The 14,740-nt window shown below is 69.3% G+C and carries 15 protein-coding genes; 5 read left to right on the forward strand and 10 right to left on the reverse strand.

Annotation, left to right across the window (positions count from 1 at the left end; translation table 11 throughout):
- Positions 1-5 precede the first annotated feature (5 nt).
- From Aph01nite_RS08585 to Aph01nite_RS08605, 5 genes are all read right to left on the reverse strand, one after another.
- Positions 6-1,064: a LacI family DNA-binding transcriptional regulator gene (locus Aph01nite_RS08585; protein ID WP_204040244.1), complete on the reverse strand. Its 1,059-nt coding sequence runs from the start codon at positions 1,062-1,064 to the stop codon at positions 6-8.
- A 108-nt stretch (positions 1,065-1,172) separates the two neighbouring features.
- Entirely contained in the window at positions 1,173-2,363 is a 1,191-nt protein-coding gene (locus tag Aph01nite_RS08590) for a hypothetical protein (RefSeq protein ID WP_204040245.1), read from the reverse strand.
- Positions 2,364-2,449: 86 nt separating this feature from the next.
- On the reverse strand, positions 2,450-3,253 hold the full coding sequence (locus Aph01nite_RS08595; RefSeq protein ID WP_204040246.1) for a hypothetical protein: 804 nt from the start codon (positions 3,251-3,253) through the stop codon (positions 2,450-2,452).
- On the reverse strand, positions 3,250-3,801 hold the full coding sequence (locus Aph01nite_RS08600) for an RNA polymerase sigma factor (RefSeq protein WP_204040247.1): 552 nt from the start codon (positions 3,799-3,801) through the stop codon (positions 3,250-3,252). The genes Aph01nite_RS08595 and Aph01nite_RS08600 overlap by 4 nt, the downstream gene beginning before the upstream one ends.
- Before the next feature lie 248 nt (positions 3,802-4,049).
- On the reverse strand, positions 4,050-4,568 hold the full coding sequence (locus tag Aph01nite_RS08605; protein ID WP_204040248.1) for a peptidoglycan-binding domain-containing protein: 519 nt from the start codon (positions 4,566-4,568) through the stop codon (positions 4,050-4,052).
- A 194-nt stretch (positions 4,569-4,762) separates the two neighbouring features.
- Here Aph01nite_RS08605 and Aph01nite_RS08610 point away from each other — a divergent pair, with 194 nt between their 5' ends.
- Positions 4,763-8,455 carry an nSTAND1 domain-containing NTPase gene (locus Aph01nite_RS08610; protein WP_204040249.1) on the forward strand — a complete coding sequence of 1,231 codons (3,693 nt, stop codon included), beginning with the start codon at positions 4,763-4,765 and terminating at the stop codon, positions 8,453-8,455.
- A gap of 48 nt (positions 8,456-8,503) precedes the next feature.
- Here the strand turns inward: Aph01nite_RS08610 and Aph01nite_RS08615 are convergent, their stop codons facing one another.
- The gene (locus Aph01nite_RS08615; protein WP_204040250.1) at positions 8,504-9,214 is read right to left on the reverse strand and encodes a sulfotransferase family protein; all 711 of its coding nucleotides are present in this window, start codon (positions 9,212-9,214) and stop codon (positions 8,504-8,506) included.
- A 150-nt stretch (positions 9,215-9,364) separates the two neighbouring features.
- Between Aph01nite_RS08615 and Aph01nite_RS08620 the strand changes: the two genes are divergently transcribed.
- Positions 9,365-10,156: an SAM-dependent methyltransferase gene (locus tag Aph01nite_RS08620; RefSeq protein WP_204040251.1), complete on the forward strand. Its 792-nt coding sequence runs from the start codon at positions 9,365-9,367 to the stop codon at positions 10,154-10,156.
- Between the two features lie 99 nt (positions 10,157-10,255).
- Entirely contained in the window at positions 10,256-10,696 is a 441-nt protein-coding gene (locus tag Aph01nite_RS08625; RefSeq protein WP_204040252.1) for a hypothetical protein, read from the forward strand.
- Between the two features lie 46 nt (positions 10,697-10,742).
- Here the strand turns inward: Aph01nite_RS08625 and Aph01nite_RS08630 are convergent, their stop codons facing one another.
- Entirely contained in the window at positions 10,743-11,666 is a 924-nt protein-coding gene (locus Aph01nite_RS08630; protein WP_204040253.1) for a hypothetical protein, read from the reverse strand.
- 321 nt (positions 11,667-11,987) lie between these two features.
- Between Aph01nite_RS08630 and Aph01nite_RS08635 the strand changes: the two genes are divergently transcribed.
- Together Aph01nite_RS08635 and Aph01nite_RS08640 are read left to right on the forward strand one after the other, a co-directional pair.
- A complete protein-coding gene (locus tag Aph01nite_RS08635; RefSeq protein ID WP_204040254.1) occupies positions 11,988-12,200 on the forward strand; it encodes a hypothetical protein in 213 nt (70 codons plus the stop codon).
- 16 nt (positions 12,201-12,216) lie between these two features.
- Positions 12,217-12,945 carry a hypothetical protein gene (locus Aph01nite_RS08640; RefSeq protein WP_204040255.1) on the forward strand — a complete coding sequence of 243 codons (729 nt, stop codon included), beginning with the start codon at positions 12,217-12,219 and terminating at the stop codon, positions 12,943-12,945.
- Between the two features lie 69 nt (positions 12,946-13,014).
- On the opposite strand, the gene Aph01nite_RS08645 is transcribed toward Aph01nite_RS08640, so the two are convergent.
- The 3 genes from Aph01nite_RS08645 to Aph01nite_RS08655 form a co-directional block, all read right to left on the reverse strand.
- Positions 13,015-13,239, reverse strand: coding sequence for a hypothetical protein (locus Aph01nite_RS08645; RefSeq protein WP_204040323.1), 225 nt, complete (start codon positions 13,237-13,239; stop codon positions 13,015-13,017).
- A gap of 133 nt (positions 13,240-13,372) precedes the next feature.
- Positions 13,373-13,765, reverse strand: a complete 393-nt coding sequence (locus tag Aph01nite_RS08650; RefSeq protein ID WP_204040256.1) for a hypothetical protein — start codon at positions 13,763-13,765, stop codon at positions 13,373-13,375.
- A gap of 248 nt (positions 13,766-14,013) precedes the next feature.
- Positions 14,014-14,604 carry a hypothetical protein gene (locus tag Aph01nite_RS08655; protein ID WP_204040257.1) on the reverse strand — a complete coding sequence of 197 codons (591 nt, stop codon included), beginning with the start codon at positions 14,602-14,604 and terminating at the stop codon, positions 14,014-14,016.
- Positions 14,605-14,740: the final 136 nt, after the last annotated feature.

Here is a 14,740-nt window from a genome sequence, read left to right on the forward strand (position 1 = left end):
CGGGCCTACTCCTGGGCGGGAGGGGCGGTCGAGTCCCGCACGATCAGGTCCGGAGCGAAGATCTCGAGATCCGGCGGGCGCTCGCCGCCGGCCGGTTCGCGCGCCAGCCTGACCGCCTGCGTGACCGCGTAGCCGACGATCTCCGAGATCGGCATGCGCACCGTGGTCAGCGCCGGCACGGTGTGCGCCGCGATGAGGATGTCGTCGAAGCCGACGACCGACAGCCGATCCGGCACCCGCACACCCAGGCTGTACGCGGCGTGCAGCACGCCCACGGCCACCACGTCGGTCGAGGCGGCGACGGCCGTGGGCGGGTCGGCCCGGTCCATCAGCCGCCGCAGCGCGGCATCGCCCCCGGCGAGGGCGCTCGGGCTGCGCTCGGCGTAACCCGGCGGCACCGCTCCGAACCTCTCCCGCATGAATTCCAGGTACGCGTCCTCCCGCGCCCGGTATTCATTGGGAAGCTCCGCGTTGACGAAGGCGATCCTCGTGTGACCCAGGGAGACCAGATGCTCCAGCCCGGCCCGGATGCCGGCCCGGTCGTCGGCGTCCACGCTCGGGAACTCGCGCGGGCTCGTGCCCGGCCAGAGCGCCACCACCGGCACGATCGAGTCGCGCAGGTCGGCCAGGAGCTGCGGATGCTCCTGCATGTCGCCGAGCAGCACCACCGCGTCGGTGTGCCGGGTCTCCAGAACGGTGGTCAGCGAGGACGCCACCTCCCCCGACCGGCCAGGCGCGTGCCCCAGCACGACGTTGTACCCGTGCGCCATCGACTCCACCACGAGCGCCTCGATCGCCCCGGCGTAGAAGGGGTCGCTGAAGTCGCGCACCACGGCGCCGATCAGGTTCGTCGAGGCACCGCGCAGTCCCCGGGCCAGCGGGTTGGGACGATAGCCCAGCTCCCGGGCCGTCCGCAGCACCCGCTGGCGGGTCTCCGGCGCGATGGGCACGGCGGTCGGCACACCGCTGAGCACACGGGACACCGTGCTCTGCGAGACGTCCGCCGCGGCGGCGATGTCCCGCATGGTGGGCACCGGCCGCTTGGCCGACTGGTCATCAGACATCCACCCGAGCCTAGCATCACGATGCAGGCATACGATTTCGCCCACGTGAACAGCGGCCACCACCACTGGCATTCGTGCCGGTAGTGCCCCTTACCGGTTCCGGGCTCGTCAGCCGCCGGGAGCCGGGTTGGCGGGCTTGGGCCAGCGCAGGGTCACCGCCGGGCTCCAGCCGCTGCACTTCGACGGCGCCAGGGTCCGGCGCAGGCAGCCCTGTGCCTGGAAGGTGTAGCGGACATACAGGCGGCCGCGCTGGGCCTTTGGGCTGCCGATCGAGCTGATGATCGACGAGAGCGGGCGCAAGAGCGAGTCGTCGCTTTCGTAGGTGCAGCGCTCGGTCGTGTCGTGGTTGGCGGTGCACGAGACCTGCCAGACGTCGTACGAGCGCAGGGTCGACTCCCACTTCACGAAGAGCCCGGGATTCTTGGCGTTCGTCCGGGTCTCCCACCAGGATTTGACCACCATGGCTCCGGCGCCGTCGGCGTCGGGCCGGTAAGTCAGGGCGCCGTACTCGAAATGCTGCCGGGAGGTGCCCGCCGGGAAACCCGCGACGTTGACCCCGGTCGGGCCGACCGGGCAGCCCCACACGGCCGTGCTGCGTTTGAGTTCGTTCCGCCAGTACGTCCCGACCGTACCGATGGGAACGGCTTTGCAGTCGCGGGATTGCTGGGCCATGATCGAGATCGGTGGCGCGAGGTAGCAGTAGCCGGGCGTCCCGGCCTGCACGCAGGTGCCGGGGGTCTGAAGCTGGACGCTGTACTTCGTCCCCCGCTGCAGGTTGTTGTGCAGGTTGATCCAGCTCCAGGCGTTCGCGTTCTTGGCGAACCTGGAACCGGCGAGTTGACGGTACGGCTCCCGCTTGAGGTTGTCCGTCCACCAGCCGACCGTGATGGCACTGTCGGGGACTCGGCCAGCCGCGCCTTCCCACGCCACATGCATGCTGTTGTCCAAGTGAACCGAATCCCCCTGGTACAGGGCGATCCAGCCAGCCGGACCCAGGCGCGGGGCCTCGATGATGACGCCGAACTGAAAGGTGACCTGCTCGACGACACCATCGACGCCGCCGCTCAGCTCTCGCTTCCGCTGGACGAGCTCACGTGTGCCCGGACACCCGAGAGGGCTGCGCTCGGCCCCCCACTTGCGCCAGATGTTGTCAATGACCGGCGGCAGGGCTTTCACGCTGGTCACACACTCGTCACGGACCGGCGGCAACACCGCCGTGGTCGCTTCTGCCGCCGCGGGAACCGTCAGCACCGCGCCAGCGGTGACGAGCCCGGCGAGGGCGCCGATGAATCTTCTCATGCCACCTGACGCTAGAAACGCCAGAGATGAGGCGATTGAGTACTCCCCTGCTCAACTCCCCACGGCCGGAGTTTCCCGACATGAGGTCAGGAACAGGGGTCGAGGGTGAAGGCGGGGCCGGGTACGTCGGGGCGTTGTGGTGTGGGGCTGACGAGGAGAAGCGCCTGGCCGGCGGCTGACATGACGCCGTCGTGGACGTACCAGGAGCCTGGGGTGGGCTTCTGGGTGCGGTCGGGACGGGCGAAGGTCACGGTGTTCACGCCGCGGGCGGCCAGCAGCGCGCGCACCTCGTCGACGGTCTTCCCCACGAAAGGTACGCAGTGGAGGGGCTGGCCCGCGGCGTTGATCGGCGCGAGCACCTTGTACTTCTCGCCCGGCAGGGCCTTGCGTGCCAGGACGATCGTCACCGATTCCCGGTATCCGATGGGCACCTTCAGCCCGATGGCGCAGCTCCCCCGGCCCAGGCAGTCACCCGGCCCTTCGATGGTCCGGATCTCGTCCGCGGAGTCGCCGAAATGGATCGGCAGCATGGTCCCCTCCTGCGCCGGGGTCGCGGGCTTGACCTCCAGCCGGATGTTCAGCCCGAGCGCGCGCAGCTGCTCCTGGTAGCGCTCGGGGTCGGCGAAGAGGTCTTTGACCGTGATGACGTAGTAGCCCCCGTCGCGTACCACGTCCAGGGCGGCGGCCGTGCCGGGCAGCAAGCTGACGCCCAGCGTCACCGCCACCCCCACGGCGAGCGGCAGCAGGACCTTCGACCGGACGCGCCGGCGTTCCGGCACCGGAACCGCCGTGATCTCCTCAAGGAGATCCAGCGCGCCCGGGGTCATCCCCAGTTCCTCGTCGGCCGGCCCGGCGATCTCGGTGACCAGCCGATCGACGTCCCTTGTCATGATTCTCCTTTCGCGAGGGACACGGCGCGTGAGCCGTACGCGGACAGATCGAGTTCGGCGGAGTCGAGTTCCTTCGCGAGGCGTTTCCGCGCCCGGTGCAGCCGCAGCCGCACCACGCCCGGCGGCCGTCCCAGCACCTTGGCGATCTCGCCGGCGCCGAGTCCTTCCCAGCCCACCAGGCTCAGCAGTTCCCGGTCCGCCGCGCTGAGCCGTGCGAACGCCGTCCGGACCGCGCTCGGATCCTGTTCGGCGGCCGGCGTCGCGCAGGAGGCCAGTTCGGCCCGGAGCTTCACCGCCAGCGCGCTCCTGCGGCCGGTGTCCCGGTGGTGGTTGGCCAGCACCCGCCGCGCGACGCCGTACAGCCAGAGCCGTGCCTGGTTGTCCGGCGGCACGTCCTCCAGCCGTCGCCACGCCGTCGTGAACGCCTCGGCCAGCACGTCCGCCGCGTCGTCCGACGAGTCCGTACGCCGCCGGACGTATCCCAGCAGGGCCGGATAGTGCGCCCGGTAGATCTCCTCAAACCGCTGCTTACGCTCGGCCTGCCCCACTTCACGTCCTCCCGAAGGGGTCTCTTGCCTCACCACATGTCAGCACCCACCAAGACGTTTCACCGCATTCGCGAGAAATTTCCGCGGGCACACGCGCCAGGGCCCTGGCGCCGATCGGGTTTCGACGGCGGCCAAGGCCCTTCTTTGCGGTGCGGGTGCCGCAGTGGAGGCGTCGATAGGCCTCAGACTGCGGCTATCTCAAATGAGGCGGCCGGCCTCAGTGCAGGAATGGCCCTGGCCGGAATCGCTCAGGGTGCGACGATGGGGGGATAGGGGGTGGTGGCCGGCATGATGCAGTAGCCCCCGATGCTGGGGTGGTGCATCCGCGATCGGGTCTGCGGGCCGGCGTAGCCGTCCTCCTGGAGGCTCGCGCCCTCGTGAGCATTCAGGTGCTTCTGCACGGCGTTCACGGCGCCACGGGTGTTCGGGCCGTACTTGCCGTCGACGCTCAGGTGGTTCGTCACGTGCGCCCTGCTCTGGTCCCAGCGGTTCGGGCCGTAGCAGACGTTGAGGTTGAACTGCAGCTGCCTGATCGCCTCGCGCTGGCCCGCGCTGCCGTTCTCGTTGATCCGCATGTCGCAGTTGGTCGAGTTGTCGTTGTAGGTCGGGTAGTAGATTTCGGTCTCGCCGTCGTACCCGCCCAGCACCCGGCTGACCGAATTGCAGTAAACCCAGGCCGAGGCGGGTGTGCTGAGCGCCAGCGTGCCAGTCAGCGCCATCAGCAGCGTGACCAGCACGCTGAGCCCCAGTTTTCTCGAATTTCGCATTGTCGTCCTCCCGTTGGCCGCGAATATCTGACCCCGTGCGGCAGTCACCCCGAGCCCCCCGATGAATCACCCCCGCGATCGAAGCCAGTCAAAAAGACCCATTGCGCGGCTGGCCAGGGTTCCCGAAAATGTCCGCACAAGGTCGCACGGGCTCGTTCACATCGCCGTTCACGGCAGCGAACAACGGGGGCGCGGTGGCAGACGCATCAGAGCAGGACAGGCAACATCCGGATCCCGATCGGGTCGTCACCCGGGAGGATCTGGCTCGCGAACTGACGTTGCTGCGCAACTCGGCCAGGAAGACCATCCGGGAGCTCGGCAAGGCCGTCGGCGTGCCGTACGGGACCCTCGGGGGGTGGTTCCGGGGCGCGAACCTGCCGCTCGCCTCGCAGGCGGACCAGTACGAGAGGGTCCTCGTCACCTGCGGGGTGACGGAGAAGGACGACCTCGACCGCTGGGTGCAGGCCCTGCTGCGGGTACGGCGGCTGCCCGGTCGCCGGCCGGGCGACCAGATGGCGCCCTACCGTGGCCTCGAATCCTTCCAGCCGGAGCACGCCGAGTGGTTCTTCGGCCGGGATGACCTCACCAGGCGGCTGCTGGACCGGGCGGACACCGGACTGACCATGCTGGTGGGCCCTTCGGGATCCGGGAAGTCGTCGGTGCTGCGGGCGGGGCTGATCGCGTCGCTGGCGAATTGGGCGCTCGTGACGCCCGGGGCGTACCCGCTCAAAGCGCTGTCCGGCTTGAGGGAGCGCGGTGCGGAACCGGGGCTGACGGTGATTGTCGACCAGTTCGAGGAGGTCTTCACGGCCGCGGCGGAGGACGTCCAGGCGTTCGTCGACGCGCTGTTCGAGCTCGCGCGGACGATGCCGGTCGTGGTGGGGATGCGGGCGGACTTCTACGCGCATGCCCTGCGGTACCCGAAGATCGCGGAAGCGTTGCAGCACAACCAGATCGTCGTCGGGCCCATGGGCGAGGCGGAGCTGCGCGAGGCCATCGAGGGCCCGGCCCGTCGCGCCCGGCTCGACGTGGCCAGTGGCCTGGTCGAGCTGATCATCCGGGAGATCTCCCCGCACGAAGCCGGCGCGCTGCCGCTGCTCTCCCACACGCTTCTGTCCACGTGGGAGAACTCCCTCGGCCGGACGATGACCATCGATCACTACCGGGCCAGCGGCGGCCTGCAGGGCGCGGTGGCACACACCGCCGAGTCGGTCTACTCCGAGCTCACCGAAGCCCAGCAGGACCTGGCCAGGCGGCTCTTCCTGCGGCTGACCCACATCGGGACGGACATCGCCGACACCCGCCGCAGGGTCGAGCGGAGCGAACTGTCCGACGAGGCCGGCCCCGTGCTCGACCGGTTCGTCGAGCGGCGGCTGCTCACCGCGGACGTCACGACGGTCCAGATCAGTCACGAGGCCCTCCTGTCGGCCTGGCCCCGGCTGCGTTCCTGGATCGAGGCGGACCGGGCCGGGCTGCGCGTGCACCGGCAGCTCACCCAGGCCGCGCAGTCGTGGCAGGCGAGCGGGCGCGACCCGGGCGGCCTCTATCGCGGCGGACGGCTGGAGGCGGCGCGGGAATGGGCCAGGGAACCGGTCCACCACACCGAGCTCAACCCGCTGGAGCTGGAGTTCCTCGCCGCGGGCGTGCAGCAGCAGCGGCAGCGTACCCGCCGCCTCTACCGGCTGCTGGCGGCGTTCGGGGCGCTGACGGTCCTGGCCGGCGGGCTGGCCGCCTACTCGCAGGTGCAGCGGGCGGAGGCCGACCGGGCGCGCGATTTCGCGATCTCCCGGAACGTGGCGATGACGGCCAGCCGGCTGCGCGACACCGATCCCGCGCTGGCGGCCCAGCTCGCCCTGGCCGCCTACCGGATCTCGCCGACCATCGAGGGCCGTTCCGGGCTCATGGAGATCACCAACTCGATCGAGGTCACCCGGGTCGTCCGCCCCACGCGTGTGCTGCAGGCCGTGACCGTGTCCCCGTCCGGGCACCTGCTGGCCGCCGCCGGCGCCACCTCGACCGACACCACGATCCTGCTGTGGGATCTGAAGAATCCGCGGCGGCCGGTGAGGATCGGCGCGCCGCTGACCGGGCATACCGGCGCCGTCTACGCCGTGGCCTTCAGCCCTGACGGGCGCACCCTGGCCACCGGCGGCGAGGACAGGTCCGTACGCCTCTGGGATCTTTCCGATCCCACGCGTCCGGTGCCCTTGGGAGCGCCGCTGACCGGGCCTTCCAGCACCATCTTCGCGCTGGACTTCAGTCCCGGCGGGAACACGCTCGCGATCGGCAGCGGGGAGGCGCAGCTGCACCTGTGGGACCTGCGCGCCGCCGCGATGCGGGGCCCGTTCACCGGCCCGGACGGAGCGGTGAACGCGCTCGCGTTCCGCCCGGACGGGCAGGTGCTCGCGGCGGGCAGCGGCACGGAGACCGCCGGGTCGCTGCAACTGTGGGACGTGCGCGATCCCGCTCGGGCCCATGTCGCGGGGGCCGCCGTGCCGCTGCCGAGCCGGGTCAACGCCGTCGCTTACCACGCCGACCTGGTCGCCGTGGGAGGCAACGACGGCGCCGTACGGATGTGGGACACCAAGGATCCCGCGAAGCCCCAGCCCTTCGGCCGGCCTCTGGTCGCCACGGTCAGCGTGTGGATCAACGTGCTCGGCTTCAGCGCCGACGGCCGTCATCTCGGGGTGGGCAGCGCGGACAACACGGCCAGGATCTGGGACGTGGCCGCGGGCAAGGTGGTGACCGCGCTGCCGCATCCCGAGCCCGTCACCGCCGTGGCCTTCCGCGACGGCTTCGTGGCGACCAACGGCGCGGACGGCGTCGCCCGGCTCTGGCACGTCCCCGCCCCGGTCATCCCCCGTACGGATCATCCGATCGACACCGTCGTCTTCCGCCGGGGAGAGCACGTCCTGGCCGCCGCGGGCGGGGACATCGGGCTGTGGAACGCCCGCGACCGCCGGCCTGTCTCGCTCGGCCCGGCCCTCACGGCTCCCGCGCCGTTCGACCGGATCGGCGGCACCGTGGCCGTGAGCCCCGACGGGCGTACGCTGGCGGGCGGGACGCGCCTGGGCAACGCCGTCCTGCTGTGGGACGTCAGCGATCCGCGGCATCCCGTCCTCCGCCACACCCTGACCGGACCCACGGCTCTCGTCGAGGGCGTCGCGTTCAGCCCGGACGGGAAGCTCCTCGCGGCTGCGAGCCGGGACGGTTCCGTCCATATCTGGGACGCGCGGACCGCGCAGCCGATCGGCAGGGTCAGCCCCGAAACGGGCATCGTCTTCGTCGTGGCGTTCAGTCCCGACGGCCGTACCCTCGCCGCCGCCACGCAAGGCGGCACCGTGGCGCTCTGGGACGTCACCGACCCGCTCCGGCCGGCGCCGCTCAGCAAGATCAGTACGGCGCCGGGGGACGATGTGCGGTCGATGAGCTTCAACCGGCGGGGAACCGTCCTCGCCACGGGCAACGCGTCCGGGACGGTCCGGCTGTGGGACGCGACCCGCCCCCGCGAACCGGTCCTGCTGGGCGAACCCCTGGCCGGATCCAGCGGGCGAATCTTCGCGGTCGCCTTCGACCCCAGGGACACCACCCTCGCGGTGGGCACCGGGGCCGGGGAACTCTGGCTGTGGGACATCGCCGATCCCGAGAACCCCGAGACCCGCGTCATCATCAACAGCTCCGGCGAGAGCTACAGCGACCTGGCTTTCAGCTTCGACGGGACCATGCTCGCCAGCGCGGGCAGAGACGTACGGCTGTGGGACCCGGATCCGGAACGCGTCGCGGCGCGAATCTGCGCCGAGACGGGCGATCTGATCACGGATGCCGAATGGCGGCAGCATGTCCGGGGGGTCGCGTTCCGGCCCCCTTGCGACACGGGACATGCGTGACCAGCGATCGCCGCTTCCGATGGGTCGGGCTGTTCGGGCCTTCGGTGGTCAGCGGATCGCTGAGCCCTCCTCGGGGTGCATCTTCCGGAGGGTGAGGGCGCGGCGGCGGCGCCGTACGGCCGAGCGGACGAAGGAGTCGGCGACGTTGAGGTGGGGGAACGGTTCGTCGGGGATCTCGACGCCGAGGAAGTCGCACAGCGGCTGCCAGCCTTGCCGCACGTCATAGACCAGTAGCCGGTCCGGGTCGATCGTCTCCCGGACCGCGCTGTTGTGCCGCTCGAAGATCTTCATGGCCTCTTCGGGCTCGTCGAAGCGGCCTTCGAAGGTGTTCTCCCAGATCAGCCGCTCGCACAACGCGCGCCGCCGCCGCAGGGACGGGTAGAGCCGTTCCTCCAGGCGCATGATCGCACCCTCGATGCCCGGCTTTCTGGCCATATATCGGTAGATGGTCTTGCGGGCGCTGGCGTACCAGCTTCTGGGTTCGCGGACGGTGAGGACTACTTTGGCGTCGGGGTACGCGTCTGCCAGTTCGCGCCAGAACGAGCACACCGGCCAATCGACGGCCGACTGGTATCCCGCCAGCAGGTCCTTCCAGTCGACCTGCTCACCGCGCACCGCCGCCTCCCAGTGGGCGATCGACTCGGGATATTCGCCCAGCGAGGACATATGGTGACATGGACCATAACCGAGCCTCACCAAGGCCGCTTGCATGGAATACGTACCCGTACGCCCCATACCAGCGCCGATGACCTGCACCATAAGCCCTCCCGCGGATCCACGATGCGCTCACGGTTCTACGAATGAACCGGCGCATCGGGATTCACCGGCCCGAAGCGCGTTCATCCGCACCGGCAAGGCTCGGTAAGATCGCCCCCAATAACAGGCCCGGGGAACCAGAGGGAGCAACCGGTGGGCAACGAGTGGATTCCTCCCGGTATCGATAACACGAAGCCGCATTCCGCCCGAATGTACGATTATGTGCTGGGTGGCAAGGATAATTACGCGGTGGATCGTGAGCATGCCGACCGGATGATCCAGATCGTTCCAGACTTCCCGCGATTGGCAAGGGCGAACCGGGCTTTCATGCACCGTGTCGTCACATTGATGGCCGAATCCGGCATCAAGCAATTCATCGATTTCGGTACGGGCATCCCCACGTCACCCAACGCCCACGAGGTGGCCCGCGAAGTCGTCCCCGACGCCCGCGTCGTCTACGTCGACAACGACCCGATCGTGTCCGTGTACAGCGGAGCCCTGCTGGCCGCCAGCGACAAGGTCACCAACATCCTGGCCGACATCAGAAGCATCGACCAGCTGCTCACCGACCCGAACCTCACCCGCCTGATCGACTTCGACGAACCCGTGGGCGCCCTGTTCATCGCGGTCCTCCACCTCGTCCCGTACGACGACGCGAAGCACATCGTCGCCGCCTGCCGCGACCGCATGGCCCCCGGTAGCATGCTCGCGATCTCCCAGCCGAGTTCCGAGGGCGACCCGGACGTCGTGGCCAAGGTCCGGGCGGCCAACGCGCGCAGCCCGATCTTCGCCGAGATCCGCTCCGGGGAGGAGATCCGGGCGACCTTCGGCGACCTGGAACTCCTGGACCCCGGCGTGGTCGAACTCTCCCAATGGCGCCCCCACATGGAGTCCCCCCGTACGGACCTGGTCGTCCTCGGCGGAGTGGCCGGAAAATCCTCCTGACGGGCCGCCGGGCCACTTAACCAGGGTGCAAGCGTCGCGCAACCGCCGTCACGTATTCACGTACGACAGGAACGACATCCACCCAAAAGAGAATCAGATATGACCAAGAAATCAGCGTTCGCCGGGCTCGCCATCGCGTCGGCCCTGGTGACCGTTCAGGCCGCTCCGGCGCAGGCGACCGCCGCCGGAAGCTGCTATCTCAGCGTCACCGGCACCGGATACCCGGGCTTCCACAAAGTCAACCTCAACTGCGTTCCCGCCGCCACCGGCGACGTCATGGCCGTCTACAAGGTCTACGGCGAGGACACGTTCAGCGACGATCTCCTGTTCGTCGTGGACACCAGGAAATCGAGCTACACCTTCACCACCCACGAGAACTACATCAACGAGGATTTCCCCGACTGGGACGAAATCTACGTGACCGCGTGGTATCGCAAGCCGAACGGCAGCCTGTACAGGATCCGATCGAACAAGGTCAACGGTGCCTGGGGAAACGGAAACTGGAACCCGCCGCCGCAGTACATCTACGACAAGAGCTGAAACCAACCCGGCCCGAGCGGAAATTCTCGCCGGCGTTTTCCTGGATCTACTTCGGAGGCGCCAGCCGCGCCAGTTCGGTGCGGACGGCGTCGTCGACGTCGGCCTGAAGTCGAGGGCTGGAGACCGAGGGGTCGCAGCCTTCGGTGATGTGCACGCTCGCCGCAGGGCCTTCCGAATAGGCGAACATGAGGCGGAACGAGTCCCCGGAGCCTCCATGACAGCCGTACTCGGTGGGCCAGGTGTCGAGGGAGTTCAGCAGCGCCGCGAAGGTGCGGGCCTCGCCGGATCCGTACCGCGCGTGAACGCTGTCGACCGCGCCCTGCCGGCACACCAGCAGGGAGACGGGCTCGCCCGGCACCAGCTCCTCGTTCTGCCCGCGACGCTCCCCGGCCCCGCGACAGGGATCTTCCGGCGGCTCGATGGCCCACGTTCCGGTCCGGTAGGCCGCGGTGATGCTTCTCCCGACATAGGAGCGGGTACTGACCGTGCCATTGGTCGTGGACACGCAGGAGTTGACCTCCTCGGCGCTGCCCAGCCACAGCGAATCACCGTCGGCATAGTCGAAACGGATCAGGTAGTTGGTCATCGGCCCGCCCATGAGCGAGCATCCACCCCCCTCGTCATCGAAAGCCGGGAGATAGGCCAGATCCCGCGCCATCCTCCGGACACCATCCGCCAGCACCCGAGACCCGGCGAGCGATTCCCCTCCCATCCTCCGCATGTTGGTCCCGGGGTAAGCGCAGATCATGGCCGCGACCGGTTCGCCCGGAACCAGCACCTCGTCCACCCCGTCGACATCCGCCGCGACGGGCACCCACCCACCGGCTCCGAAGCCACCGGCCCGGCCATATTCCTCCGGGCATGCCGAGCGCACGGTGGGCCTCTCCACCACAGACGCCGACGTCAGAACCGCCATCGAACACACCAAGATCGCGGCCAGGCCGAGCACGGTCACCAGATACCGGTTCACGCCTTTCAGACGTCAGCCACCCATGATCGGTTCGCCCCCGGTGGAACCCCGCTCGCACGGATATTTCCGTCTACCTGGGCTGACTCAGTCAATGGGGTAACTCGTCGACTTGTCCAAGGTCGACGCGCAGGAACAAACGGATGGAGGAGGTCGCCGACCACGTGCTCGACTGGGCCCGGCGGGGCACCGCCCAGCCGAAGGCTGAGCCCACCCAGATAGGGTGAGCGAAATGCCGACCACCACCTCATCCCGCCCCTCCGCGGCCCGGCAACGGCTGCTGACGGCCGCGGCGGAGATCTTCTACGCCGAGGCGTGCACTCCGTGGGCGTCGACCGGGTGATCGAGCGGGCGCAGACGCTGGTCGACGTGCTGACGGCGGCGGCCCATCCGGACCCGGACTACGGCGCGGACCTGCTGGTCATGCTGCGCGACGGCGCCATGGTCGCGGGCTACCTCGGCTCCCCCAAGGCCGCCGCCGACAACCTCCGCCGCGCCGTCCAGTCCTTCGCGCGTGACCTCCTGCCGGATATATGAGGAAAGAAACAACTCCATGAGCTTCAGTGAGAGTGTGCGGACGGCCTTTCGGCGGGGTGAGACCCACGCCGTGGTGCGGATGAGCGAGGCCGAGATCGGCAGAGCGCGGGCGGCCGGTGATCCGGCGGGCGAGGTGGAAGCCCTGTACAGCCTCGCCCGGGTCGCCATCCGCGCCGGTGACCTGCCAGGCGGCGAGGCCCGCGCCCGGGAGGCGCTCGCGGTCGCGCTGCGCTCCGGTGACCTGAGCCTGGAGGAACGACCCCGGCACGTGCTCGCCGCCGTGGCGAGAATGTCCGGCGACCTGGCCCGCGCCCGGGATCTGTACCTGGAGAGCATCGCGCTCAACGAGGCGTTGGGCCAGCCCAAGGTCGTCAACTCGGAGCGGCACAACCTCGCGTTCTGCGAACTTGGACTGGGCAATCTGGACGTCGCGAGGAAACTGTTCGCCGCCGGTCGCGAGGAGGTGTTCCAGCAGGGCTGGGCCGACTTCGTCCCGTACGTCTGTGTCGCGGGCGCCGCACTCGCCTCAGCCGAGGGTGATCACTCACGGGCGGCGCGGATGATCGGCGTCACGGACGCCGCGTTCGCGGCGCTCGGCCAGGTACCGGACCCCGATGACGCCGCCGACCTGGCCGCCGCGCGCGTGGCCGCCATCGAGGCGCTCGGCGAGGCCGGTTTCGCCGAGGAGCACGCCCAGGGCCGGCTCCTCGATCCGCGAACGGCATTCGACGACGACCGCTTCTGACACAACGTCCCCCGGTCAAAAGAAACGTCGTGGGGCCAAACTAGCCGGGTTTCCTCCAAGGCCGGTGTCCTACGAGCAGCTCAAGTGAAGTAGCGCAGCCAGACGTAGGCCCAGGCCATCACCGTACAGCTGGGCGGGGATCCGCAGCCGGTTGCAGACCACCACGGTCACCGGCGCGACCAGCATGATCGTGGTCACGTTGTCGAGAATGGCGAGGCGAGCGCCGTGAGCCCCATCAGCATGACCATCAGCCATCACCTGGACGGCCTTCACGACCGGATCGGCGGCGGTCACCGTGGAAGGCTCACCGCGACGTCGCGTGCTCGCATCACATGTTCCCGTCGGGTGAGATTGGGGACCGTCCGCGGCGTCACCACGGCTCCTCCCCCGTCATATCCGCGAATCGGGGCGTCCCGGGGGACGGCGGTCATCCCGCGGCCTGCTTCGCCCGGGCCGCGAAACCGTCGGCCCAGCGGATCAGGTCGGCCTTGAGCCGGACCTCCACCCGGGAGAACTCGATGACGGTGACCTCGACGCCCCACGCCCGGGTGCGCCCGGTGATCCGGCACGACAGGTCCCCCAGGTCGTACGGGTGGGACAGGTCCGCCAGGTCGCGCTCGGCGACGTACCTGCGGATCTCGTCCTCGGCCACGGCGAGGGTGGCCGTTCCGGACGGCTGCTCGGACGGGCCGGGCTCCACCGCCGACGCCAGGCCGGCGCCGTTGACCGTCACCGCGACCCCGTCGCGGGTGACGGCGTCGAGCCAGAGCAGGTCCAGATAGGTAGCGGGCACGCCGGACGCGGCCGACACCGCGATCATGACTCTCACCTCTCCCTCGGACACGATCTGTCCTCAGTCTCGGCTGAGCCGCCGCCGTACACCATCGGGTCTGACACCCATCTCCGGGTGGGTACGACCTGCAGAAAGGAGCAGCCTCCGGCACGGCGGCCCGGACGGCCGGGGTGCCGGGACGATACCGGCACATCCGGCGTACGGGCCGGGGACACCGTGATGCTGGTCGACATCACCGGCCGGCGACGGGTGTATCCGGCCGGCGGGACCGGCCCTTAGCTGGGGCCGCGCAGGGCCCAGATGCTGAGGGTCCAGTCATCGAGGCGGAACGTGCTGCCGCCGAGCGCGGCCACCTGCACCTTGACGTTGCACGACACGCTGGAGCAGTTGGTCGGGTACGCCCGCTCGACGCTGTGGGACTCCCAGTTGTCGGACGGGCTGTCGAACGCGAAGTCCGTACCGGCCCGGGGGAACGCCTCGTCGTCGTTCACCAGGATCCGTACGGAGCACCAGGACCCGCCGGTGCACAGGGTCTCGGCGCTGAACCGTACCAGGACGGTCGAGGTGATGTTGGCGAAGATGTTCTCGTTCGCGATGGTCGTCCAGGACGTGGACGTGTGCGAGGACGCGACGTCCTCCGTGACGATCACGTGGCCCATCACGCTGGACCCGACGAATCGCTGGATCGCGGCGTTCACGGCCGCGCCCCCGACGAGCACGCCGACGCAGGTCGCGGCGACGACTGTCGTCAGGAACTTGGCCCGCCGGCCGACACGCAGCCGGAACCTGCCCTTCTCTGCGGGGATCGCGGCCTCGTCCGGCGTCCTGGCGGACCGGAACATCCGCGGGATGGTCAGCATTTTCATGAGCCTCTCCTGTCCAAGACTTCGTTGGACTTACCTGGAGATCAGCGGTCGGCCCTCGCTGACGTACCGGGCCCTGTCTGGCCCGGTTTGAATGTTGCCACCCGCAACATAAACGCGAGCGCACAAGCCGTCAATC

Origin of the sequence: Acrocarpospora phusangensis, assembly GCF_016862995.1 — a bacterium.
In the GTDB taxonomy this organism is placed as follows: Bacteria; Actinomycetota; Actinomycetes; order Streptosporangiales; family Streptosporangiaceae; genus Acrocarpospora; species Acrocarpospora phusangensis.